Source organism: Actinomadura sp. NPDC049382, from assembly GCF_040677125.1.
Lineage (GTDB): Bacteria > Actinomycetota > Actinomycetes > Streptosporangiales > Streptosporangiaceae > Spirillospora > Spirillospora geliboluensis.
Genome location: NZ_JBFARO010000045.1, coordinates 1 through 23,225 on the forward strand (window position 1 = coordinate 1; position 23,225 = coordinate 23,225).

Annotated in this window: 18 protein-coding genes; 12 read left to right on the top strand and 6 right to left on the bottom strand. The window is 72.9% G+C overall.

What is annotated here, in order from left to right:
- Positions 1 to 119: 119 nt before the first annotated feature.
- Entirely contained in the window at positions 120 to 1,523 is a 1,404-nt protein-coding gene (gene lpdA / locus AB0K34_RS24760; protein WP_138639934.1) for a dihydrolipoyl dehydrogenase, read from the bottom strand.
- 280 nt (positions 1,524 to 1,803) lie between these two features.
- Here lpdA and AB0K34_RS24765 point away from each other — a divergent pair, with 280 nt between their 5' ends.
- Complete coding sequence (locus AB0K34_RS24765) at positions 1,804 to 2,367, top strand: hypothetical protein (protein WP_364551100.1); 564 nt, start codon at positions 1,804 to 1,806, stop codon at positions 2,365 to 2,367.
- Positions 2,368 to 2,439: 72 nt separating this feature from the next.
- On the top strand, positions 2,440 to 3,840 hold the full coding sequence (locus AB0K34_RS24770; RefSeq protein ID WP_240808334.1) for an MFS transporter: 1,401 nt from the start codon (positions 2,440 to 2,442) through the stop codon (positions 3,838 to 3,840).
- A 333-nt stretch (positions 3,841 to 4,173) separates the two neighbouring features.
- On the opposite strand, the gene AB0K34_RS24775 is transcribed toward AB0K34_RS24770, so the two are convergent.
- On the bottom strand, positions 4,174 to 5,058 hold the full coding sequence (locus AB0K34_RS24775) for a hypothetical protein (RefSeq protein WP_364551102.1): 885 nt from the start codon (positions 5,056 to 5,058) through the stop codon (positions 4,174 to 4,176).
- Positions 5,059 to 5,240: 182 nt separating this feature from the next.
- Between AB0K34_RS24775 and AB0K34_RS24780 the strand changes: the two genes are divergently transcribed.
- The 4 genes from AB0K34_RS24780 to AB0K34_RS24795 are packed head-to-tail and all read left to right on the top strand — an operon-like array spanning position 5,241 to position 10,824.
- Complete coding sequence (locus AB0K34_RS24780) at positions 5,241 to 6,686, top strand: family 2B encapsulin nanocompartment shell protein (RefSeq protein ID WP_364551104.1); 1,446 nt, start codon at positions 5,241 to 5,243, stop codon at positions 6,684 to 6,686.
- Positions 6,683 to 8,104 carry a family 2B encapsulin nanocompartment shell protein gene (locus AB0K34_RS24785; protein WP_364551106.1) on the top strand — a complete coding sequence of 474 codons (1,422 nt, stop codon included), beginning with the start codon at positions 6,683 to 6,685 and terminating at the stop codon, positions 8,102 to 8,104. Before AB0K34_RS24780 ends, AB0K34_RS24785 begins: the two co-directional genes overlap by 4 nt.
- 49 nt (positions 8,105 to 8,153) lie before the next feature.
- Entirely contained in the window at positions 8,154 to 9,230 is a 1,077-nt protein-coding gene (locus AB0K34_RS24790; RefSeq protein ID WP_364551108.1) for a family 2 encapsulin nanocompartment cargo protein polyprenyl transferase, read from the top strand.
- Positions 9,231 to 9,249: 19 nt separating this feature from the next.
- Positions 9,250 to 10,824, top strand: a complete 1,575-nt coding sequence (locus AB0K34_RS24795) for a serine/threonine-protein kinase (protein WP_364551110.1) — start codon at positions 9,250 to 9,252, stop codon at positions 10,822 to 10,824.
- Between the two features lie 7 nt (positions 10,825 to 10,831).
- Here the strand turns inward: AB0K34_RS24795 and AB0K34_RS24800 are convergent, their stop codons facing one another.
- Positions 10,832 to 11,989, bottom strand: coding sequence for an ABC transporter substrate-binding protein (locus AB0K34_RS24800; protein WP_301174789.1), 1,158 nt, complete (start codon positions 11,987 to 11,989; stop codon positions 10,832 to 10,834).
- A gap of 401 nt (positions 11,990 to 12,390) precedes the next feature.
- On the opposite strand from AB0K34_RS24800, the gene AB0K34_RS24805 reads away from it, so the two are divergent.
- From AB0K34_RS24805 to AB0K34_RS24825, 5 genes are all read left to right on the top strand, one after another.
- Entirely contained in the window at positions 12,391 to 14,904 is a 2,514-nt protein-coding gene (locus AB0K34_RS24805) for a nitrate- and nitrite sensing domain-containing protein (RefSeq protein WP_364551112.1), read from the top strand.
- A 6-nt stretch (positions 14,905 to 14,910) separates the two neighbouring features.
- Positions 14,911 to 15,288 carry a DUF742 domain-containing protein gene (locus AB0K34_RS24810; RefSeq protein ID WP_138642250.1) on the top strand — a complete coding sequence of 126 codons (378 nt, stop codon included), beginning with the start codon at positions 14,911 to 14,913 and terminating at the stop codon, positions 15,286 to 15,288.
- Complete coding sequence (locus AB0K34_RS24815) at positions 15,269 to 15,970, top strand: ATP/GTP-binding protein (protein ID WP_138642251.1); 702 nt, start codon at positions 15,269 to 15,271, stop codon at positions 15,968 to 15,970. Before AB0K34_RS24810 ends, AB0K34_RS24815 begins: the two co-directional genes overlap by 20 nt.
- Positions 15,971 to 15,998: 28 nt before the next feature.
- The gene (galT, locus tag AB0K34_RS24820) at positions 15,999 to 17,039 is read left to right on the top strand and encodes a galactose-1-phosphate uridylyltransferase (RefSeq protein ID WP_364551114.1); all 1,041 of its coding nucleotides are present in this window, start codon (positions 15,999 to 16,001) and stop codon (positions 17,037 to 17,039) included.
- Between the two features lie 139 nt (positions 17,040 to 17,178).
- A complete protein-coding gene (locus AB0K34_RS24825; protein WP_364551116.1) occupies positions 17,179 to 18,087 on the top strand; it encodes a hypothetical protein in 909 nt (302 codons plus the stop codon).
- Positions 18,088 to 18,102: 15 nt separating this feature from the next.
- Here the strand turns inward: AB0K34_RS24825 and AB0K34_RS24830 are convergent, their stop codons facing one another.
- Entirely contained in the window at positions 18,103 to 18,999 is an 897-nt protein-coding gene (locus tag AB0K34_RS24830) for an aldo/keto reductase (RefSeq protein WP_364551118.1), read from the bottom strand.
- Between the two features lie 101 nt (positions 19,000 to 19,100).
- Here AB0K34_RS24830 and AB0K34_RS24835 point away from each other — a divergent pair, with 101 nt between their 5' ends.
- On the top strand, positions 19,101 to 19,985 hold the full coding sequence (locus AB0K34_RS24835; RefSeq protein WP_364551120.1) for a helix-turn-helix transcriptional regulator: 885 nt from the start codon (positions 19,101 to 19,103) through the stop codon (positions 19,983 to 19,985).
- A gap of 48 nt (positions 19,986 to 20,033) precedes the next feature.
- On the opposite strand, the gene AB0K34_RS24840 is transcribed toward AB0K34_RS24835, so the two are convergent.
- Both AB0K34_RS24840 and AB0K34_RS24845 read right to left on the bottom strand, forming a co-directional pair.
- Positions 20,034 to 20,966 carry a LamG-like jellyroll fold domain-containing protein gene (locus AB0K34_RS24840; RefSeq protein WP_364551122.1) on the bottom strand — a complete coding sequence of 311 codons (933 nt, stop codon included), beginning with the start codon at positions 20,964 to 20,966 and terminating at the stop codon, positions 20,034 to 20,036.
- A gap of 62 nt (positions 20,967 to 21,028) precedes the next feature.
- Complete coding sequence (locus AB0K34_RS24845; protein ID WP_364551124.1) at positions 21,029 to 23,122, bottom strand: PQQ-dependent sugar dehydrogenase; 2,094 nt, start codon at positions 23,120 to 23,122, stop codon at positions 21,029 to 21,031.
- Positions 23,123 to 23,225: the final 103 nt, after the last annotated feature.

Sequence of the window (23,225 nt, forward strand, 5' to 3'; positions counted from 1 at the left end):
CCCCGGTGTCCGTTTAAACACCCCCCCCCCCCCCCCCGTGTGGCCCCGGCCGGGGGGGGGCGGGGGGCGGGGCGGGGGGGGGCCGCGGGGGGGCCCCCCCCCCCGCCGGGGTGGGGGACTCAGAGGTTGATCATGTGGCCTGCCAGGCCGTGGACGGCCTCCTTCATCGCCTCGCCCAGGGTGGGGTGGGCGTGGACGTTGCGGGCCACCTCGTTGACCGTGAGGTCCCACTGCTGGGCCAGGGTCAGTTCGGGGAGGAGCTCGGTGACCTCGGGGCCGATCATGTGGGCGCCGAGGATCTCGCCGTACTTGGCGTCGCTGATCACCTTGACGAAGCCGTCGCCCTCGCCCATGCCGAGGGCCTTGCCGTTGGCGCTGTAGGGGAACTTCGCGGTCTTCACGTCGAAGCCCTGCTCCTTGGCCTGGGCCTCGGTGTAGCCGAAGCTCGCGACCTGCGGCTGGCAGTAGGTGGCGCGGGGGATCATGATGTAGTCGAGTTCCATCGTCTCGGCGTCCGCGATGGTCTCGGCGGCGACGATGCCCATGGCCTCGGCGGCGTGCGCGAGCATCAGCTTCGCGGTGACGTCGCCGATCGCGTAGATGTGCGGGACGGACGTGCGGCAGCGGCCGTCCACGTCGATCGCGCCGCGGTCGGTGAGGGCCACGCCGGCCTTCTCCAGGCCGTAGCCCTCCACGTTCGGCTGGAAGCCGATCGCCTGGAGGACCTTGTCGGTCTCGATGACCTGCTGGGCGCCGTCCTTGCCGGTGACGGTGACCTTGACCTTCTCGCCGGAGTCGTCGATGGCGTCCACGCGGGTCGAGGTGAGGACGTCCACGCCGAGCTTGCGGTAGCGCTTGGCGAGCTCCTTGGAGACGTCGGCGTCCTCGTTCGGGACCATCCGGTCGAGGAACTCGACGATCGTGACCTTCACCCCGTAGTTGTGCAGCACGTAGGCGAACTCGACGCCGATCGCGCCCGCGCCGGCGATGACGATGCTCTCCGGCAGCTCGGAGCTGAGGATCTGCTCCTCGTAGGTGACGACCCGCTCCGACAGCGACGTGCCCGGCAGCAGCTTGGTGTGCGCGCCCGCCGCGATGATGCAGTTGTCGAACGTCACCGTCTCCGACGAGCCGTCCGCGCGGGCGACCTGCAGGGTGTTCGGGTCGGTGAACGTGCCCCGCCCGTCATAGGACGTGATCTTGTTCTTCTTCATCAGGAACTGGACGCCCTTGACGAGCTTGTCCGACACCTGCCGGCTGCGCTGGAACGCGACGCCGTAGTCGAAGGACACGGTGCCCTCGACGTTGATCCCGAAGGTCTGCTGCTCCTTGGTGAAGATGTGCGCCAGCTCCGCGTTGCGCAGCAGCGCCTTCGACGGGATGCAGCCGACGTTGAGGCACACCCCGCCCCAGTATTTCTCCTCGATGATCGCCGTCTTCAGCCCGAGCTGTGCCGACCGGATCGCGGCGACATATCCACCCGGGCCCGCGCCGAGGACCACGACGTCAAAGTGTTCGCTCATGTCAATGGACGATATTCGCCGCGACCAGGTGTTCGCATCCCGGCGCGAGCCGCCCGCCCCCGCAGCGACCGACGTCACGTAGGGTTGGGGTTTCGGACGGCCTCGCCGCGGTCAGCATCTGGCGGAGGCGCGTCCGGTGCTGCAGGGCGGCGCGCCGGTGCGGGTGCGCGCCCGGACCGTCCCGGCCGCGGAGCCCCGGCGGTGCATCCGAACAGCGGCGTCGCGGGGCCGGTGAACCGCCGCGCGCCGGCGCCACCGAGCCGAGTGGAGGAGTCGCCGAGTGAGGATCCCCAAGCGCGTCAACACCGTCCTCGACTGGATGGAGGAGCACTTCGTCGCGCTTGCCGTGGTCGTCGCGCTGGTCGCCGTCGCGCTGGTGGCCACGCTCGCGCCGACCGCGGTCGGCCTCCCCGTCTCCGGGTTCATCCTCGGCGCGGCGGCGGGCGGGTTCCTCGTGCACGTCCGGCTGAGCCGGCGCATCGCGCGGGCCCGCTCCGACGTCGACAACCTGCTCCGCGAGAACGGCATGCTGCGGCACCGCAACAACGTCCTCGCCAGCGGCGTGATCACCCGCGAGTCGGTGGAGACGCAGGCGCTCGTGTCGATCCCCGAGGACGACCTCCTGGAGGACGAGCCGGCGGGCGACGTGAACCGCACCGCCACCCTCGACGAACTGCTCGACGGCGACCCCGGGCGCACCGACGAACTGCCCGGCGAGGTCCTGGACGACCAGCCCACCACGGCCCTGCCCACGCTCCCCGACGAGGAGGACGAGGCCGAGGACACCCGCCCGGCGAAGCCGAAGGCGTCCAAGGGCGCGGCGAACAGGTCCGGGAGGGCGTGAGGCGCCTCTTGCGCTGAGCGGTCGCGCCGTGACCCGGCGTTAGCTTTGCCGATCTTCGGGCAGAGGTAGCGCGTGAACGACGACCTTGAGCGCGCCGGCGCCGCGGCGGACGGACCGGCCGACCCCGGTGCGAGCCTGCCGGCGGACCGGGGCGGCACCGGCGCCGTCCACAAGGCCGTGATCGCGTCCGCGATGGGGAACTGCATCGAGTGGTTCGACTTCGGCGTGTTCAGCGCCGGGGTGATGACCGCGATCATCGGCACGAAGTTCTTCCCGGAGGAGGCGGCGGGCAGCGCGTCGCTGCGCTCGTTCGCGCTGATCGCCGCGGCGTTCCTGGCCCGTCCGTTCGGCGGGCTGTTCTTCGGGCCGATGGGCGACAAGCTCGGCCGCAAGCGGGTGCTGGCCGCGACGATCATCCTGATGTCGGGCTCGACGTTCGTGATCGGGATCCTCCCCGACTACAACACGATCGGGATCGCCGCGCCGCTGGCGCTGCTCGCCGTCCGGCTGATCCAGGGCTTCTCGACGGGCGGCGAGTACGGCGGCGCCGCCACGATGATCGCCGAGTACGCGCCGACGCACCGGCGCGGGTTCTTCGGAAGCTTCCTGGAGTTCGGCACGCTGACCGGCTACATCCTCGGCGCCGGCCTGGTGTTCATCATGGACCTGGCGCTCAGCGAGAGCGCCATGCACAGCTGGGGCTGGCGCATCCCGTTCCTGGTGGCGCTGCCGCTCGGCCTCGTCGGCCTCTACGTCCGGACGAGGATCGAGGACACCCCGACCTTCCAGGCCATGGAGCAGGAGGGCAAGAAGGCCCAGTCGCCGCTGAAGGAGACGCTGGAGCACTACTGGCGCGTCATCGCGATGCTGATCGGCATCGTGTTCCTGCTGAACGTCGCGGACTACACGCTGCTGACGTTCATGCCGTCGTACCTCGTCGACTTCCTGAAGATGAACGACGACACGGCGCAGCTCATCACGATCGGGGTGGAGTTCGCGATGATGGCCGTGATCCTGCCGCTCGGCCACCTGTCGGACCTCATCGGCCGCAAGCCGCTGCTGCTGACGGCGGCGATCGGCTACATCGTGCTGGCGTGGCCGGCGTTCGCGCTCATGCAGACCGAGAACAAGCTCGGCGTCGCGGCCGGGTACGCGATCGTCGGCGGGCTGCTGGTGCTGATGCTGGCGGTGATCGGCGCGACGTTCCCGGCGATGTTCCCCACCAGGGTGCGGTACGGGGCGTTCGCGATCGGCTACAACATCTCGACGTCGCTGTTCGGCGGGACGGCGGCCGTGCTGGTCGGGTCGCTGATCGACGTGACGGGCTCCAACTACGTCCCGGCGTACTACCTGATGATCGCCGCGGCGGTGGCGCTGGTGCCGATCATCAAGATCCCGGAGACGGCGGGGGTGCCGATCGAGAAGGCCGGGAACGAGCGCGCCCCGGAACCGGCGAGTTCCGGGGCGGTGTGAGACGCGGGGTGTGAGACGCGTGGTGTGCGCGGCCGCTCAGCGGGCGCGGCGGAAGTGCCGGCGGGCCCAGCCCGCCAGCGAAGCCGCGATCACCAGTGCGGTGGCCGTCTCGATGGCCAGTGCCGTCCAGACTGTGGTCACTGGGAGCCTCCCCTCCGGTTCGCCAGGCCCGTCCTGACCGGGCCTGCTGTTCACCTCTTACAACACCAGGATGCGGTAGGTCTTTCCTTGACCACGCCCGCACATCGGGTGATGTGCCTCACACGGCACCGCGCTGACCTGCGGCGAAACCTTACTTGAGGGTAAAAACCGCTGGTCGTCCGGACGTGCGGTCTACTGCTCGGGGCGCGCCTTCTCCCACGCGTTCTCGAACTCGGCGGCGCTGATCCGGTACGGGAGGTACCGCGGGTCGTAGAGGTCGAGCGGCGGGTTGATCGGCCAGTCGTCCGCGCTGGAGCGGACGGGGTGCTCGCCGGGCCGGATCTCCACCTGCCGCGTCCAGCGCCCGTCCCGGCCGATCTCCATCAGCCACGCGACCCGCTCGTCCTCCTCGTCCGGCATCCGCAGGTGGACGGCGTCGTGGCCGGCCAGCTCGCCGTAGCCGGGGTCGTCGCGGTAGGACGAGCGCTGGTCGCGCAGGTGCGCGAGCGCCGAATCCGGCGCCAGGCGGTCGAGGACGACCTCCTCCATGTCGCCCCAGGAGCGCACGCGCCGGATCACGTCCGGGTCGTCCATCACCTCGACCTCGGCGCATGCGTCGAGGATCTCCTCCGCCGAGTCCGCCCACACCCACCACCAGAGCCCGCCCATGCCGTAGTCGTGCTGGACGAGGTAGCGCGACTTACCGGCGAGGTGGGCGTAGACGGCGTCGATGATGGTCCAGCCGTCGATCTCGGCGCTCGACCAGAAGTCCTCACCTCGTCCCAAGGCGACGTCGAGCAGCGCACGGACGACCCTTGGCCGGTGCAGGTTGAGCATGGTCTCGTCTTCGGCGCGGCACACGCTGCCGCTGTGCGTGTAGGGGCCGCCGTCCGGGACGATCCGCCCCGGCCCCTCGCGGAAGACGACGTTGATCCGCCCGGGGCGTCCCTCCTGGCGCAGAAGCAAGGTCTCGCGGCAGTCGAGCAGGCGCCGCCCGTCCCGCGTGTGCTGGTGCCCGACTCGCCAGCGGTAGGCGTCCGGCCCGACGAGGAGCCTGCGGTAGCGGCGTCGTCCCATGTCACCCGCTTGTGTGGAAGATCCTGGTTTGCCGGGGCTCACCCTAGCCAGCCGGTGCGCACCGCCGGATTCGGGCAGTGGCGTGCCAGTGCGAGTTCTGTGGCGTTCCGGCAATCCGATGGCTCATTGCGATGCGACAATTACGTTCAGTAGCGTCACCGTTGGCCGGAAGACGGCTCATCATGACGGACCTTCGACGAATCGGTGGTGTGGACGTGACGGAACAGCAGCAGGAGCAGTTGAGCCTCGGTACCGCGGCGGCACGGAATCTGGCGACCACGACCAAGTCCGTCCCGCAGATGCAGGGCATCACCTCCAGGTGGCTCCTGAAGCTCCTGCCCTGGGTCCAGGCGTCCGGCGGCGCCTACCGGGTCAACCGGCGCCTCACCTACACCCTCGGCGACGGCCGGGTCACCTTCGTGACCGCCGGCGCCGACGTCCGGGTCATCCCCCGCGAGCTGGGCGAACTGCCCCCGCTCCGCGGCTACGACGACGACCTGACGCTGGACGCCATCGCCGGCCGGTTCACCCAGCAGGAGTACGAGCCCGGCGACGTCATCGTGGAGCGCGGCCGCCCGGTCGACCGCGTCATCCTGGTGGCGCACGGCAAGCTCAGCAGGATCGGGGCGGGAGAGTACGGCGCCGACGCCGTCCTCGGCACCCTCGCCGACGGCGACTTCTTCGGCGAGCAGGCCCTGCTCGCGCCCGAGGAGGGCGAGGAGCAGCCGACGTGGGAGCACACGGTCAAGGCCGTGACCGCGTGCACCGTCCTCAGCATGAACGACGCCGACTTCCAGGAGACGCTCGGCCAGTCCGCGTCCCTCCAGGCCCACCTGGACGAGTACCGGGCGAGCCCCGACCGGCCGAGCAACGCGCACGGCGAGGCGGCCATCGAGGTGGCGTCCGGGCACGAGGGCGAGCCGGTCCTGCCCGGCACGTTCGTCGACTACGAGGCGTCCCCGCGCGAGTACGAGCTGAGCGTCGCGCAGACCGTGCTTCGCGTCCACACCCGCGTCGCCGACCTCTACAACGAGCCGATGGACCAGGTCGAGCAGCAGCTCAGGCTGACCATCGAGGCGCTGCGCGAGCGCCAGGAGAACGAGCTCATCAACAACCGCGACTTCGGCCTGCTGCACAACGCCGACCTGTCCCAGCGCATCCACACCCGCTCCGGCCCGCCCACCCCGGACGACATGGACGACCTGCTCACCCTCGTCTGGAAGGAACCCGCGTTCTTCCTCGCGCATCCGAAGGCGATCGCCGCGTTCGGCCGCGAGTGCAGCGCGCGCGGCGTCTACCCCGGCAGCGTCGACGTCGGCGGCAGCAAGGTCCCCGGCTGGCGCGGCGTGCCGATCTTCCCGTGCAACAAGATCCCGGTGAGCAAGACCAAGACCAGCTCCATCCTGCTGATGCGGACCGGGGAGGCCGCGCAGGGCGTAATCGGGCTCCACCAGGTGGGGCTGCCGGACGAGTACCAGCCGGGCCTGTCCGTCCGGTACATGGGGATCGACGAGAAGGCGCTCATCAACTACCTGGTCAGCGCCTACTACTCGGCCGCCGTCCTCGTTCCGGACGCGCTCGGCATGCTGGAGTCCGTCGAGATCGCGCACGGCGGTGCCGACGCGTGACGGAGCCGACCACGGAGCACGGCCCGGCCGGCGCGGCCGGGCCCGCCGGGGCGCGCGAGCGGCTCGCCCTCGGCACGCAGGCCGCCCGCAACCTCGCCACGACGACCAAGTCCGTCCCGCAGATGCAGGGCATCACCCCGCGGTGGCTGCTCCGGCTGCTGCCGTGGGTGCGGGCGGACGCCGGCACCTACCGGGTGAACCGGCGGCTCACCTACCGGCTCGGCGACGGCATCGTCACGTTCGTCAACGACGGCGCCGACGTCCGCGTGCTCCCGCCGGAGCTGGCCGAGCTGCCCCCGCTGCGCGACCTCGGCGAGCCGGAGGTGCTGGACGGCCTCGCCGCGCGGTTCGAGCAGCACGAGTACCAGCCCGGCGAGACGATCGCGGCGGCCGGGCGGCCGCTCGACGGCGTCCACCTGATCGCGCACGGCAAGGTCGAGGAGGCCGGCCCCGGCACGTACGGCGGCGAGGCCCGGGTCGGCATCCTCGCCGACGGCCGGTTCTTCGGCGACCGCGCCCTGCTCGGCGCGGACGAGGAGTGGCCGCACACCTTCCGCGCGCTGACCCCCACCATCGTGCTGACGCTGCCCCGCCCGGCGATCGAGGAGCTGACCGAGCGGTCCGAGGCCCTCCGCACCCACCTGGAGGAGTACCGCGACACGCCGCCACCGCCGCAGACCCGGCACGGCGAGGCGGCGATCGAGGTGGCGTCCGGGCACGACGGCGAACCCGTCCTGCCCGCCACGTTCGCCGACTACGAGACCTCGCCGCGCGAGTACGAGCTGAGCCTCGCCCAGACGAGGCTGCGCGTGCACGCCCGCGTCGCCGACATCTACAACGGGCCGATGGACCAGGTCGAGCAGCAGCTCCGGCTCACCATCGAGGAGCTGCGCGAGCGCCAGGAGCACGAGCTCGTCAACAACCGCGACTTCGGGCTGCTGCACAACGCCGACTTGCGGCAGCGCCTGCAGACCAGTGGGGGCCCGCCGACCCCCGCCGACATGGACGAGCTGCTGTCGCGGCGGCGCAAGTCCCGGTTCTTCCTCGCCCACCCCAAGACGATCGCCGCGTTCGGTCGCGAGTGCACCCGGCGCGGGGTGTACCCGTCCTGCGTGGAGGTCGAGGGACGCCGCGTCCAAGCGTGGCGCGGCGTCCCCATCTACCCGTGCGACAAGATCCCGATCACCCCGGCCGGGACCAGCTCGATCCTGGTGCTGCGCACCGGCGAGGAGGACCAGGGCGTCATCGGGCTGCGCCGTACCGGGCTGCCGGACGAGGTGGAGCCGGGCCTGTCGGTCCGGTTCGCCGGCATCGGCGACCGGGCGCTGCTGACGTACCTGGTCAGCACCTACTACTCGGCCGCCGTGCTGGTCCCGGACGCGCTCGGCGTCCTGGAGAACGTCGAGATCGCCCGCTAGCGCGATCGCCCGCTAGCCGATCGCCCGCCGAAGAAAGGGGAGGACCGCCATGCCCGCCGTGCCCGCCTGGAAGGACGACCCCGCCGTCATCGGATGCGACCACCGCCCGGACCGGCGCGCCCGGTCGGCGGCCGACATCCTGCGGTGGAGCCGGGGCCTGCTCGATCCCGCCCTGCGGGACGCGGTCGGGGCCATGCCGGAGACGGCCCGCCGCATCGCCGAGTTCCACTTCGGCTGGCGGGACGAGCGGGGCCGGCCCGCCGCGGCCCCGGCGGGCAAGGCGGTCCGCCCCGCGTTGGCGCTGCTGGCGGCGGAGGCGGCCGGCGGGACGGCGGACGCCGCCCTGCCGGCCGCCGTCGCGGTGGAGCTGGCGCACAACTTCTCCCTGCTGCACGACGACGTCATGGACGGCGACCTCACCCGCCGGCACCGCCCCACCGCCTGGACGGTCTTCGGGACGAGCGGCGCGATCCTCGCCGGGGACGCCCTCCTCGCCGCCGCCTACGAGGCGCTCGCCGCCGACGACTCCCCGGCGGTCGGGCACGGCGTCCGCGTCCTCGCCCGGTCCGTCCTCGACCTGGTCGAGGGCCAGTTCGCCGACCTCGCCTTCGAGGAGCGCACGGACGTGGCGCTCGACGAGTGCCTCACGATGGCGAACCGCAAGACCGGCGCGCTGATGGGCGCGGCCTGCGCCCTCGGCGCCCTGTACGGCGGGGCGACCACCGCCGAGACCGCCCGGATGCGCGCCTTCGGCGAGCAGGTCGGGCTGGCGTTCCAGCTCGCCGACGACCTGCTCGGCATCTGGGGCGACCCGGCCGTCACCGGCAAGCCCGTCCACTCCGACCTGCGCAACCGCAAGAAGTCGCTGCCGGTCGTGGCGGCGCTGACGTCCGGCACGCCCGCCGGCGCCGAACTCGCCGCGCTGTACTTCCAGGACGAGCCGCTGACCGGCGACGACACCGCCCGCGCGGCCGAGCTCATCGAGACCAGCGGCGCCCGCGCCTGGGCCGCCGCGCACGCCGACACGCTCCTCGTCGCGGCCCGCACCCACCTGGCGGGCGCGGCTCCGGACGCCGCCGCCGAACTTCTCACGCTCGTCCGGATGATGACCCGGCGCGATCACTGACCCGCCTACACTGCTGGGCGTGCAGCCCCTCGAACCGGACGACCCGCGCCAGATCGGTGCCTACCGGCTCACCGCGCGGATCGGTGAGGGCGGCCAGGGCGTCGTCTACCTCGGCACCGGCGACGACGGCGTCCAGGTCGCGGTGAAGCTGTTCCACGTGCAGCTGAGCAGCGACCTCGGCACGCTGAGCGCGCTCGACATGTTCACCCGCGAGCTGGAGGCGGCCAAGCACGTCGCGCGGTTCTGCACCGCGCAGGTCCTCGACTCCGGCGCGGCCGGGAACCGCCGCTACATCGTCAGCGAGTACGTCGACGGGCCGCCGCTCAGCCGGGTCGTCGCCGAGCAGGGCCCCCGCTCCGGCAGCGCCCTCGACCGGCTCGCCATCGCGACCGCCACGGCGCTGGTCGCGCTGCACGACGCCGGTGTCGTCCACCGCGACTTCAAGCCGCACAACGTGCTCATCGGCGCCGACGGCGCGCGCGTCATCGACTTCGGCATCTCGCGGGCGCTGTCCGGCGCGCAGACGATGGTCAGCCGCGCGGTCGGCACCCCCGCCTACATGGCGCCCGAGCAGCTCGAACCCGGCGAGCTGACCCCGGCCGCCGACGTGTTCGCGTGGGCGTCCACGATGGCGTTCGCCGCGACCGGGCGGCCGCCGTTCGGCAACGAGTCCGTGCCGGTCGTGTTCAACCGCATCGCGAACTCCGAGCCCGACCTCACCGGCGTGGAGGAGCCGCTGCGCGGCCTGCTCACCGAGTGCTTCGCGAAGGACCCGGAGCGCAGGCCGTCCGCGCAGGCCGTCCTGGACCGGCTCGTCCGGCCGGGGCGCGCGCCGTCCCCGCCGCCGCCGGGGACGTTACGTCCGCCGGTCCCGGCGGCGGCCCTCCTGCCTCCGACCCCACTGGCCGCCCCTCCCGAGGCGAGCGAGAACGCCGCCCGCACGCCCCCGCCCCCTCCTGCCATGCCGCTCCCTCCCGCCGCACCGCCGCCCGTCGCCGGACGGGTGGACGCGGTCACCGCACCGCACGGAGGCGGGCGCGCGAAGGCCGCGCTGATCGGGGGCGGCGCGGCGGTGGCCGCCGTCGTCGCGGTCGTCTTCGGCGCGGTGTGGTTCTCCGGCGACGAGCCGGTGAAGCGGGACGAGGGTGTCGCGGTGAACGGGTCGGCCGGGCCCGGCGCCCCGCAGCCCGGTATTCCGGCCGAGGCGGGGAGCGGGGCCGGGACGCGGTCGCCGAGCCCGAGCACGAGCCCGAGCGCCGGCCCGTCGCGGCCGGGCGCTTCGGGGGCGCCGTCACGGTCGGCGGGCCCGTCGAAGGCGCCGTCGACCGCACCGACGCGGGCGCCGAAGCTCGCGCGGGTGGAACTCGGCCCCGGGCATTTCACCGAGTACTGCGTGAAGCTCGGCTGGGAGTGGGTCGAGTACCGTGAGACGCCGAGCCCCGGCGCGTACTGCATCAAGCGCAAGGGCGACACGATGAAGCTGTCGGCGGCCCAGCTCGACGGCGGCTGCCAGTGGCGGTACGGCGACGGCCGGGCCCGCCACTACTTCAAGGGCAAGTCGAACTACTGCTACGCCATGAAGCCCGCCTCCTGAACCGCGGCTACCCCTTGATCTGCGTCCAGGCCTGGGCCCAGCGGTCGTAGGGGACGCACTTGTCGCCGCGGTCGTCGCCGCAGTCCTTCGCGGGCGTCTTCCAGAACGCCAGGCGCCGGTAGAACTCGGGGTCGCCGACGTGGTACGTCGAGCAGAAGCCCTTGGCGGTGTACCGGCACGCCTTCGGGTTGGCGGGCGCCTCGCCGAACCACTGCGCGACCTCCGCCTGCACCTTCGGCGTGGTGATCCAGTTCATCCACTTGTACATGCAGGTCGGATGCTGGGCCTTCGACGAGATCATCCAGGTGTCGGACCAGCCGGTGGCGCCCTCCTCCGGGATGGTCGTCGCCACCGGCGCCTTCTCCGCCAGCGCCAGGTTCGCGGTCACCTGCCAGGCGGTGCCCGCGTAGTTGTAGCCGCTCTTGAACGACTGGAGCTCGTCCAGGTAGTTCGACCAGTACTGGTTGACGTTCGGGCGCTGCCGCTTGAGCAGGTCGACCGCCGCCTGGAACTGCTCCTCGTCCAGCGCGTAGACGTCGGTGATCTTCAGGTCGGGGCGGTGGGTCTTCAGGTAGAGCGCCGCGTCCGCGATGTAGATGGGCGAGTCGTAGGCGACGACGTGCCCGGCGGCGGGGGAGTTCTCGTCCCACACCACGCTCCACGAGGTGGGGCGCTGCAGGATCTTGTCCGTCCGGTACATCAGCATGTTGGCGCCGTAGCCGTGCGGGACGCCGTACATCTGCCCGTTGACGGAGTTGTACGGCTGGTTCTTCAGGTACGCGGCGATGTCGTCGTAGTTGCTGAGAAGGCCCGTGTTGACCGGCGCGACCAGCCCGCCGTAGACGAGCCGCAGGGACGCGTCGCCGGACGCCGAGACCCCGTCGTAGCGGCCCGTCCGCATGAGCGCCACCATCGCGTCGGAGGTGTCGGCGACCTTCGTGTGCACCCGGCAGCCCGTCGCCTTCGTGAACGGGGTGACCCAGTCGACCTTCCGGTCGTTGGAGCCGTCCTCGGCGTAGCCCGTCCAGGCGACGAGGTCGAGCCGGCCCTCGGGGGTGCCGAGCGTGCGCATCATCTGGACGTCGGGCGGCGCGGCGGCGCCGGAGGCGTCGCTGCACCCGGCCCCGAGGGCCGCCGCGGTGACGAGCGCGGCGGCGGCGAGCACGATCCGTGACCTGCGCGTTCGGACGGGTGACCGGCCGGAATTCGTCGCGTGGCGAGAACGATCCATCACGCTGAGGCATCGTAGGGGTATTTGCTGCCGTCTGTGTACACAAAACGTGATGATCCGGAAACTGTCGACACACGGCGGCGCTCCGTCCTAGGCTCTCCTACCGTTCCGGGCGTCCCGGCCGGCATCGCGGCCCTGTCCGTTTCGTCGGCCTTCCGGCCGCCCGCGACCCCGACACCCCGTCCCCGACACCCGCCAGCCCGCAAGCCGTCCGCCCGAGGGAAAGTTCAGCCGCAGTGCCAAAACGAGGCCGCACCACCACGGACTCAGCCGCCGGTCACCGGCGGACCCCCAAGGCAGCGCGATTCCGCTCCATCCGCTTCAAGGTCGTCCTCATGGTCACCGTCTCGGTGGTCTCCCTGGGCGTGCTGTGGGCGTTCGCCGCGAGCATCGCCCTCGGCGAGGGGCTCAACCTGCGGCACGTCAAGACCGTCCAGGACCACTACGGGTACCCGTCCGGCGCGCTCGGCAGCGCGCTGCAGGCCGAGCGGCGGCTGTCGGTGGTGTACCTCGGCAGCCGCGCGGAGGGCGACCGCGCCGCGATGGAGTCCGGCCGGCTCGTCACCGACCGGCAGGCCGACCTGTTCCGCCGGCTCGCCGAGTCCGGCGCCGTGCGCGGCGTCGCCCCCGGCGACGCGCAGCGCCTCGCCGGCAAGATCCTCGCCGAGCTGGACGGCCTGGACGAGCGGCGCCGCGCCATCGACACCGGCCGCACCGACCGGACCCGCGCCTTCGCCGACTACACGACGCTGCTCGGCGACGTCGGCGCGCTGCAGGGCTCGCTCGCCACCCTCGACAACTCCGAGGTCGCCAAGGACGCCCGCAACGAGGCGTCGCTGGCGCGCGCCCGCGAGGTCCTCGCGCAGGAGGACGCGCTGCTCGCCGGCGCGCTCGCCGCCGGCCGGATGACGCCCGCCGAGCACTCCCGGTTCGTCAAGCTCGTCGGCACCCAGCGCGCCCTCTACGGGTACGCGGCGGCCGAGCTGCGCGACCCCGACCGGGCCTACTACCAGCGCGTCGCCGGGATGCCCGAGTACGGCCGGCTGCGCGCGCTGGAGGACCGGTTCGTCGCCACCCCGCGGCGCGTGCAGCGCTCCGGCGAGGCCGGGGTGCTGTGGAAGACCACCGCCGACTCCAACCTGACGCGGCTGCGCGGCCTCGAACTCGCCGTGTCCGCGGGCGCCGAGAAGCGCGCCGAGCCGATCGCGGACGGCATCATCACCCGCGTCGTGCTCGCCGGCGCGCTCGGCCTCGTCGCGGTCGCCGCGTCGCTCGTCCTCGCGGTGTGGGTCGCCCGGTCCGTCATCCGCGAGCTGGCCCGGCTGCGCCGCGAGGCGATCGACCTCGCCGACGTCCGGCTGCCCGGGGTGATCCGCCGGCTGCGCCGCGGCGAGGAGGTCGACGTGGCCGCCGAGGCGCCGCCGCTGGCGTTCGGCACCCGGGAGATCGACCAGGTCGGCGAGGCGTTCAACGCCGCCCGCCGCACCGCGATCCAGGGCGCGGTCGAGGAGGCGACGCTGCGCCGCAACGTCAGCGAGGTGTTCGTCAACCTCGCCCGCCGCAGCCAGACGCTGCTGCACCGCCAGCTCAAGCTGCTGGACGCGATGGAGCGGCGCATCGAGACCCCCGACGACCTGGAGGACCTGTTCCGGGTCGACCACCTCGCCACCCGCATGCGGCGGCACGCCGAGGGCCTGATCATCCTGTCCGGGCAGGCGCCCGGCCGCGGCTGGCGCAGCCCCGTCGCGATCGTGGACGTCGCCCGCGCCGCCGCGTCCGAGGTCGAGGACTACACCCGGGTCAACGTCGCCCCGATGACCCGCGCCGCGATCGTCGGCCCCGCCGTCGCCGACGTCATCCACCTGCTCGCCGAGCTCGTCGAGAACGCGGCCGTGTTCTCGCCGCCGCACACGACCGTGCAGGTCCACGGGCAGGCCGTCTCGCACGGCTTCACGCTGGAGGTCGAGGACCGCGGCCTGTCCATGGACGAGGCGAGCCTCGCCGCCGCCAACGAGCGGCTCGCCACCGCCGCCGAGTTCGACCTGTCCGACAGCGCCCAGCTCGGCCTGTTCGTCGTCGGCCGGCTCGCGCGCCGGCACGGCATCAAGGTCACGCTGCGGACGTCCCCGTACGGCGGCATGACCGCGATCGTGCTGCTGCCGGAGGCCCTCGTCGTGCCGGACGAGGGCGACACCGCGCCGGGCACGCCCGCGCTCACCACCCGCCGCGCGGAGGACGCGCTCGTCCCCGTCGGCTCGGTGGTCGGCGGCCGGCCCCGCGAGCCGCGCCCGGAACCGGGCGGCGGCGCGGTGCTGCGGCTCCCGGCGGGGCGCCACGCCGCGGCGCCGGCTCCTCCGCCCGCGCCGCCGGCGGAGGAGCCGGCGGGCGCGCGGACCGGGCCCATGCCGGTGTTCGAGGAGCCCGCGCCGGGGCCGCTGGGGAGCGGGGCGTGGGGGATCGTGCCTCCGCAGCCGTCCACGCCGGCGCCGTCGCCGTGGGGCGACCCGCCGTCCGCGGCGCAGCCGGAACCCGAGCCGGAGCCGGAGCGCCCCGCGCCGCCCGCGTCCGCCGCGCCGCCCGCCAAGCCGGGCATCCCGCGCTCGCCGCGGGAGGTCAGGCGGCGGCCCGCCGACGGGGCGGGGACGGGCTCCCGGCCGCCGCTGCCGCGCCGCGTCCGGCAGGAGAACATGGCGTCGCAGCTGCGCGAGGACCCCACCGTCACCTCGCCGCGGCCCGCCGCGCCGCGCCGCCCGATCCGGTCGCCCGAGGAGCTGCGGTCGATGATGTCGTCCATCCAGCAGGGCACCCGGCGCGGCCGCGCCGAGGCCCTCGACAACGAGGAATCGTGACGGGCCATGACCGGTCCTGGCAGCGAATGGCTCGATGACGAGGCCGGCCCGATCGTCCGGTCGTACGCGCTGACGCGCGGGCGCGCGCGGCCCGCGACGCGCGAGAACTTCGACATGATCACGATCGTGACGACCGCGGCGCGGCCCCGCTCCGGCTCGCCCGGCATCGGCCCCGAGCACCTCGACATCCTGGAGATGTGCGTGCAGCCGCAGCCGGTCGCCGAGATCGCGGCGCGGATGCGGCTGCCGCTGGTCGTGGTGCGCGTCCTGCTCGGCGATCTGCTGCACCACCGGCTCATCACCGTCACCCGTCCCCAACAGGAGAGCCCGCTCTCCAAGGAACGTCTGCTGAGGGAAGTGCTCCATGGTCTCCAAGCCCTCTGAGTCCGCGGCGAACGCCGGCCCGAGCGCGGTCGCCGGGGGGAGCGGGGGCTCGTCCCCCCGCACCGAAGCAGCGGGAGGAGAAGGCGGGGCTCCGGCGGGGAGCGCGGCGGCGCCGGTCGCGGTGAAGATCCTCGTCGCCGGGGGGTTCGGCGTCGGCAAGACCACCATGGTCGGCGCGGTCAGCGAGATCCGCCCGCTGCAGACCGAGGAGCTGCTCACCGACCGGAGCGTCGGCGTCGACGACACGGCGGGCGTCGAGCAGAAGACCACCACCACGGTCGCGATGGACTTCGGCCGCATCACGATCCGCGACGGCCTGATCCTGTACCTGTTCGGCACGCCCGGCCAGGACCGGTTCTGGTTCATGTGGGACGAGCTGTCCTACGGCGCGCTCGGCGCCGTCGTCCTCGCCGACACCCGCCGCCTCGCCGACTGCTTCCCCGCCGTCGACTACTTCGAGAACCGCGGGCTGCCGTTCGTCGTCGCGGTGAACTGCTTCGACGACGGCTACGACTACGCGACCGAGGAGATCCGGGAGGCGCTCGACCTGCGCCCCGACACCCCGATCGTGCTGTGCGACGTCCGCGAGCGCGCCTCCGGCAAGGAGGTGCTGACGACGCTCGTGCGGCATCTGCTGAGCGTGCACCGGGACCAGAACCCGGCGAGCGCCCCGGCCGGGTGATCACCCGGCGCGGTAGGCTGCCCGGGACATGTTCCGGACACGCGCACGGCTCTCCGACGGCCGCGAGATCGTCTACTACGACGAGGAGCCGGGCCGGGAACCCGTCCCGGACCCGCGCGGCCTCGCGCCGGTCGAGCCGGTGTGCGAGACGCGCCGCGACCCGCTGACCGGCGACCGCGTCACGATCACCGCGCACCGCAACACCCGGACGTTCCTGCCGCCCGCCGACCAGTGCCCGCTGTGCCCCGGCGGGCCCGCGTCGGAGATCCCCGACCCGTCCTACGACGTGGTGGCGTTCGAGAACCGGTTCCCGTCCTTCGACGTCCGCACCCCGCCCGTCCCGCCGGAGATCGACGGGGTGGAACGCTTTCGCGGCGCCGGGCGATGCGAGGTCGTGAGCTTCACCGACGACCACGCCGCCTCGATGGCGCGGCTGCCGGTCTCGCGGGTCCGGACGATCGTCGACGCGTGGGCCGACCGGACCGCCGAGATCGCCGCGGTGCCCGGCGTCCGGCAGGTGTACGTGTTCGAGAACCGCGGCGTCGAGATCGGCGTGACCCTGCACCACCCGCACGGCCAGATCTACGGGTACCCGTTCGTCACGCCCCGCACCGAGCGCATGCTGGCGGCGGCCGCCGCGCGGCCCGGCCTGTTCGAGGAGGTGCTGAAGGCCGAGCGGGCGGGCAGCCGCGTCGTGCTGGCGGGGGAGCACTGGACGGCCTACGTCCCGGCCGCCGCGCGCTGGCCCGTGGAGGTGCACCTCATGCCGCACCGCCACGTGCCCGACTTCACCGCGCTGGACGCCGGGGAGCGCGACGAGCTGGCCGTCCTCTACCGCGACCTCCTGCGCCGCTGCGACGCCCTCTACGGCACCCCGCTCCCGTACGTGGCGGGCTGGCACCAGGCGCCCGCCGGCGACGACCTGCTCCGGCTGCACCTGGAGCTCTTCTCGATCCGCCGCGCCCCCGACAAGATCAAGTACTTGGCGGGGTCGGAGTCGGGCATGGCCGCCTGGATCAACGACGTCTCCCCGGAGGACGCCGCGGCCCGGCTCCGCGACGCCGGCTGACCCCGGCCCGATGACGGCGCCCGGTCTGATGACGGCGCCCGGCCCGATGACAGCGCTCCGGGGCGCGGAAACGTCACCGGGGAACCGAGTTTCCGCAAGTCCGTGGAACGCAGCGTCCGCGTGTCCTACTCTCCGTCGCATGCCGGAAAGCGTGCTGGCCGAGCCGCTGGCGCAAGGATGCTTCGACGGCGTCGCCGTCACCGCCGAGGGCGCGCCGCTGGCGTTCACGTCCCGGGCGGCGCGGGGCGCGAACGCCGGGCAGCTCTGGGACCTCGCGGCCGCCGCCGCCCTCGGCGCGCTGCTCCCCGGCTTCCCCGCCGACCCCGCCGCGTGGGCGTTCGGCGCCCCCGCCGGCGCCCCCACCGTCGCCTGGACGTACCGCGACCGCGTGCACGTCCACGACCTCGCCACCGGGCACGAGGCCGTGCTCGACGGGCAGCCCGACCTCCTCGGCCTCGCCGTCCACCACGGGCGCGCCGCCGTCGTCACCGTCTTCGGCCCCGCCAGCGACGCGAGCGTGGTCGTGTGGGACGCCCTCACCGGCGAGCGGCTGACCGAGTTCACCGTCTGGCTCGGCCACCGGACGGCCATCGACCGCTGGATCCTGCACGCCGCGCCCGCCGCCGGCCCCCTCATCGGCCTGCCCGGCGACGCGGCGGTCGGCATCCTGGACGTCGAGCGCGGCGAGGAGATCGCGGCGCTGCCGGGCGGGTACGCGGTGCTGACGCCGTCGCCCGACGGGCTCGTCCTCGTCCAGCCGGGGCCCGCCGAGCTGCGCGTCAGCGGCCTGGACGGCGAGGCGCTCGCGGTCCTGGCGGCGCCGGGGCCGTGCGACCAGGTCGCGGCGTCCCTCGCGGGCGGCCGCCTCATCGTCGCCGCCGCCCTCCAGGACGAGCCCGACACCGTCCTCGCCTGGGACGCCGCGGCCCTGGCCCCGTCCCATCTCGTGAAGGTCCCGGCCCCGGTCAACGACCTGGCGCTGGCCCCGGACGGCACGCTCCTCGCCGCCACCGACGACGGCCTCCACACCGCCCGCCTCTGCGGCTAGCGGGCCCGCCGCCCGTCAGAAGCCGGGGGCGGCGACGTGGGCGACGCGGTCCAGGACGGCCAGGTCGGCGTCGTCCAGCTCGATGGCGTCGACGGCCAGGTTCTCTTCGAGGTGGGCGATCGAGCTCGTGCCGGGGATCAGCAGCATGCGGTCGTAGTGGGCGAGCAGCCAGGCGAGGGCGATCTGCGACGCCGAGGCGCCGTGCTTCGCGGCCACGTCCGCGATCGCCGGGTCGGCCGCGAGCGCCTGAGGGCCGCCGGTGAACGCGGAGCCGAGCGGATAGTAGGGAACGTAGGCGATGCCGTTCGCGCGGCAGAGGTCGAGGACCGGCTCGTCCGTGCGGTTCGCGATGCCGTAGGCGTTCTGCACCTCGGCGATCGGGGTGGTCTCCAGGGCGGCCTCGACGATCTCGGCCGAGACGGTCGACAGGCCGATGAGATCGAGCTTGCCCTCGTCGCGCAGCTCGGTCAGGGTGCCGAGCTGCTCGGCGAGCGGAACGGCGTCCGGTTCGGGGCCGCCGACCTGGAGCCGCAGGTTCACGAGGTCGATCCGTTCGCGCCGCAGGGTCCGCAGGTCCTGCTCGACGGTCGCCCGCAGCTGCTCCGGACGGGACGCCCTGACCCAGCCGCCCTGCCCGTCGCGGGCGCCGCCGGCCTTGGTGGCGATGACGAGGCCGTCCGGGTACGGGTGCAGCGCTTCGGCGATCAGTTCGTTGACGACGTCGGGACCGTAGACCTGGGCGGTGTCGATGTGGTCGACGCCGAGTTCGACGGCGCGGCGCAGCACGGCGCGGGCCGCGGCCGGGTCGTCCGGCGGGCCGAACACCCCGGGGCCGGCGAGCTGCATCGCGCCGAAGCCGACGCGCCGGACGGTCCTGCCGCCGAGCGGTGAGGTCTGAGTGATGGTGGTCATGCGCCCAGCCTGCGGCCCGTGCACTGCCCTCACCAGTGACGGCGCCGACCTCGGACGCACAGACCCACCCAAGCCGGGCGCCCGGCGCTTACCGTTGAGGCATGGCCAAGAACGGTGAGCTGCGAGAGTTCCTGCGCACCCGGCGGGCGCGCGTCCGGCCCGAGGACGTGGGCCTCCCGGCCGGCGGCCGGCGCCGCGTGCCGGGCCTGCGGCGCGAAGAGGTCGCGATGCTGGCCGCCGTGAGCCTCGACTACTACGCCCGCATGGAGCAGGGGCGGCCCCTGCAGCCGTCCGACCAGGTGCTCGACGCGATCGCCCGCGCGCTGCGGCTGGCGGAGGTCGAGCGGCTGCACCTGCACGACCTCGTCCGGTCGTCAGTCGCGGAGCCGAAGCCCGGCGAGCTGTGCGTCACGCCCGTCGACGCGGGCATGCGGACGATGCTCGACGGCCTCCAGGTTCCCGCGATCGTCATCGACTCGCGCGGTGACGTCCACGCGATGAACCGGATGGGACGGGCGCTGCTGGTGGGGCTCGAACCGGTGCCGTCCGAGGCGGCCAACCACCCGCGCTGGCTGTTCCTGCGGGAGGCGACGCGCGAACTCCACGTCGACTGGGAGATGAACGCGCGCGTGAGCGTCGGCGTCCTGCGGCGGACGGCGGGCCGCTACCCGCGCGACAAGCGGCTGCACGCGCTGATCGGGGAGCTGTCCGTCGCCAGCCCCGAGTTCCGGAACTGGTGGGCCGAGCACGACGTCGAGGTGCCGTGCCGGGGCCCGAAGCGGTTCCGCCACCCCGTCGTCGGCGACCTCACGCTGCAGGTCGAGTCGCTGCGACTGCACGACGGCGAACGCTGGATCTACGCCTACGCGGCGGAACCCGGATCGCCGTCCGAGGAGGCGCTCCGGTTGCTCGGCACCTGGGCCGCGACGCAGGATGCCGAGGAGACGGCCGGTCAGGCGGACGACGCGGAGACGACCCGCCGGTGAAACGCACCGCCGGCGCCCGCGCGGGGCGGGCACCGGCGGCGGGCCGGGTCACTTCTTCGCGAACCTGTACTGGATCGCGGCCTCCTTGGGGGTGAGGGCGCGGTCGAGGAACATCAGGCCGTCCATGCGGCAGTTGCAGGGGTTCCGCTCAAGGTTGTTCTGCGGGAAGCTCCCGCCGATCTTGATGCCGCGCGGGTCGGTGGCGGACGTGACGTCCGGCTCGGGGTCGCCCTCGACGCCCCACGGGTCCCCGGCGACGGTGTAGAAGCCCGGCAGCGGCGCGCCGTTCTTGTAGAGCGCCATCTGCCCGGTGTCGTAGTCGAACGTCGCGGCGAGATGCACCCAGGTGTTCTGGGGGAGGACGCTCTGCCAGTCCTCGCTCGCCGCGAACGTCTGCGACTTCGACCCGTCCACGCGGCGGCCCAGCGCGACGACGCGCAGGGTGCCGGACACGTCGATGATCTCCAGCAGGGCGCGCACGCCGTGCCCGTCGGAGTCGCCGGTGAGCAGGCCGGACAGCCCGATCGCGTTGTACTTGTCGTCGGGGTTCGCGGTGACGGTGTTGGGGCTCGGGTTGGTGCCGGTCATCTTGAACCAGCCCATGAGCGTCGCGCCCTTGGCGGCGTTGAACGCGTGCAGGGACGGGACGCCCGTCGCCGAGTAGATCCCCGCCTTCCAGTCGTCGTTCCCGTTGGCGGACGGGTCCACCTGCTTGAGCTGGATGGCGTGCCGCCGCGCGCCGTCCTCGACCCGCATGGCGGCGCCGCCGTTGATCAGGTCGATCGTCGTCCCGGACCGGCCGCGGTCGGCCTCGCGGGACGGGTCGCCGGGCACGGGGTGCTCGAAGTCGTAGTAGGAGATCAGGTTCTTCTTCAGGGGCGGGAAGACGCCGCCGGTCGATGCCTGGGCGGGGGCGGCGACGGTGAGGGAGGCGCCGAGCAGCACGGTGGCGAGCGCTGCGGGGCCGCGGCGAATCAGCATTGTGGACTCCTTGGAGCCCTCCGGGCGGGCGCCGGTGCCCGCCGCCCGCCCGGAGGAGGCCGTTACTTCGCTGGGGTTCCGCGGACGGTCAGGCCGCGGAGCCGGCCGGTGTTGTCGAACGAGCCGAAGCCCACCCGGCCGGAGCCGAGGGTCGTGTCGAGCGCCGTGAACACGGGGCGGGACGAGCCGTCCACGTACACGGCGGTCTCGCCGGTCTCGGCGCAGCGGTCCACCCGGACGCCGTGCCACGCCTCGTCCGTGATGGACGGCGGCGCGCCGTGCGACCGGTTGGCGTTCCACTGCTGGTCGATGCGCTGCCGGTCGGCGCCGTTCACCAGGAAGATCCCGTTGTGCGGGTAGATGGTGTTGTCGCTGGACAGGTGCGCGTAATAGAAGTGCGTGTCGTCCTGGTAGCCGAAGACGACGATGACGTCCCGGTTGCTGACCGACACCGGCGTGTCGAGCCGCACCTGCGCCTCGATCCGCGTCGAGCCGAGCACCGGTCCCTTGGTGAGCACCGCGTACTCGAACGGGCGGCGCGGGCCGGGCCGCTGCTCGCCGGCCTCGGCGAGGACGACCTCGCCACCGGTGAACGTCCACTTCGACGGCGTGACCGGTGCCCAGCTCCCGGCGTCCGTGGCGTGCTTGACCTGGACCGGGCCCGCCTTGCAGGACGCGACCCGCTTCGTCCCGACGACCTTCCAGACCTTGCCGTTGGCCTTGGCGAGCAGGTACGGCTCGCCCTTGGCGTCCATGCCGTAGCGCAGGTCGACGCGCTCGTCACCGGCCAGCTCCCGCATCGTGACGGGCTTGCCGGACGTGTCGTAGGCCGCCAGCTCGTAGATCTGCGCGCGGTTCTTGCCGGACGCGTCGTGCTTCATCTCCGACTCTTCGGTGTACATGAGCCGGCCGTCGACGATGTCGGTGAACAGGTACTTGCCGCGCAGCGCGGGCAGCTTCGCGCCCCGGTAGACGTAGCCGCCGGAGATGGCGTGGCCGACGTCGCTGCGGCAGTCCCAGTCCGGCGGCGGGTCGTGGTCGTAGGCCGCGAGCGGGTACTCGTAGTCGTACTTGTCGTCGTCCGCGGGCAGCGGGTACAGGTGGCAGCGGTCGTCCTTGCGGAAGGTGAACGCGCCCTCCCGCTCGCTCCAGCCGATGTTGGCGCCGGGGTAGATCTCGTGGATCGACTCGATCTCGTGCTCGCCGATGTGCGCGAGGAACATCCGGTGGGTGCCGCCGGTGTCCCAGCTGAACCGGTGCGGGTCGCGCATGCCGTAGGCGTAGATCTCGCCGAGCTTGCCGGCCTGGCCGGCGAACGGGTTGTCGGCGGGGACGCCGTACTTGCCGTTCGCGCTGTTGGTCCCGGCCGGGTCGATGCGCAGGATCTTCCCCTGCGGGACGGCGAGGTTCTGCGGGTCGCCGCCGTTGTCGCCGACGTTGCCGTTGCCGCCGTCGCCGACCGTCAGGTAGAGCATCCCGTAGTCGGCGTCGCCGGGACGGGCGTTGGGGTTGAAGTCGATCTGCTGGAGGTTGTGGATGCGCCCGGAGAACCCGATGCGCAGGACCTCGCGGTGCGTCCCGGAGAACGTGCCGGCCTTCGGGTCGGACGCCGTCCACTCGTCGATGACGCCGTGGTAGCCGGTGTTCGGCTGCGGCGTGAGGTCGGGGGTCTTGGTCTTCAGCGCGTTCCCGGCCTCGACGTGCGCGGTGTAGAACTTGCCGTTCTCGCGGAAGTCGGGGTGGAACGCCACGAACCCGAAGCCCTGCCCGAGCCCGGCCTGGGAGAAGAAGTCGGGCGCGAACGTCTCGCCGACGTCCAGGTAGACGCTCGGGGTGCGGGTCTTCTTGTCGAGCAGGTACAGCTTGCCGTTCAGGTCGGGCACGTACAGCCGGCCCGAGTGGTCGGGGACCTCGCCGACGTAGTTGATGCGGTTCCACCGCAGCAGCCGGGGGTCGGTGGGGGTTCCGGTGGGCTTCGACTGCGGGAGTTGCGCGACCTCCTGCAGGACGAGGCCGAGCCCGGAGGGGGCGGGGTCGTCGGGGATCGGGTCGAGGATCGGCGCGTCGTCGCGCGCCTGCGCCGCCGGGGGTACGGCGAGCAGCGGCAGCAGCAGCGCCGCGAGCGCGAGGAGACACCAGTGGAGCCTTCGTTGCATTCCGGCCGTCCAAAGGGGGTTAGGTGGTGGCTGGAAAGCGCTTTCTGGAAGCGCTTTCTCGAACGTACGACCGCCCCCGCCCGGCGTCAAGAACGAATTTCGG

What these genes read in the sequence shown, in the direction of transcription:
- lpdA (WP_138639934.1), bottom strand. Translation starts at nt 1,523, where the DNA reads ATGAGCGAACACTTTGACGTCGTGGTCCTCGGCGCGGGCCCGGGTGGA.
- AB0K34_RS24775 (WP_364551102.1), bottom strand. Translation starts at nt 5,058, where the DNA reads ATGGGACGACGCCGCTACCGCAGGCTCCTCGTCGGGCCGGACGCCTAC.
- AB0K34_RS24780 (WP_364551104.1), top strand. Translation starts at nt 5,241, where the DNA reads ATGACGGACCTTCGACGAATCGGTGGTGTGGACGTGACGGAACAGCAG.
- AB0K34_RS24790 (WP_364551108.1), top strand. Translation starts at nt 8,154, where the DNA reads ATGCCCGCCGTGCCCGCCTGGAAGGACGACCCCGCCGTCATCGGATGC.
- AB0K34_RS24805 (WP_364551112.1), top strand. Translation starts at nt 12,391, where the DNA reads ATGGTCACCGTCTCGGTGGTCTCCCTGGGCGTGCTGTGGGCGTTCGCC.
- AB0K34_RS24810 (WP_138642250.1), top strand. Translation starts at nt 14,911, where the DNA reads ATGACCGGTCCTGGCAGCGAATGGCTCGATGACGAGGCCGGCCCGATC.
- AB0K34_RS24815 (WP_138642251.1), top strand. Translation starts at nt 15,269, where the DNA reads ATGGTCTCCAAGCCCTCTGAGTCCGCGGCGAACGCCGGCCCGAGCGCG.
- galT (WP_364551114.1), top strand. Translation starts at nt 15,999, where the DNA reads ATGTTCCGGACACGCGCACGGCTCTCCGACGGCCGCGAGATCGTCTAC.
- AB0K34_RS24825 (WP_364551116.1), top strand. Translation starts at nt 17,179, where the DNA reads ATGCCGGAAAGCGTGCTGGCCGAGCCGCTGGCGCAAGGATGCTTCGAC.
- AB0K34_RS24830 (WP_364551118.1), bottom strand. Translation starts at nt 18,999, where the DNA reads ATGACCACCATCACTCAGACCTCACCGCTCGGCGGCAGGACCGTCCGG.
- AB0K34_RS24835 (WP_364551120.1), top strand. Translation starts at nt 19,101, where the DNA reads ATGGCCAAGAACGGTGAGCTGCGAGAGTTCCTGCGCACCCGGCGGGCG.
- AB0K34_RS24840 (WP_364551122.1), bottom strand. Translation starts at nt 20,966, where the DNA reads ATGCTGATTCGCCGCGGCCCCGCAGCGCTCGCCACCGTGCTGCTCGGC.
- AB0K34_RS24845 (WP_364551124.1), bottom strand. Translation starts at nt 23,122, where the DNA reads ATGCAACGAAGGCTCCACTGGTGTCTCCTCGCGCTCGCGGCGCTGCTG.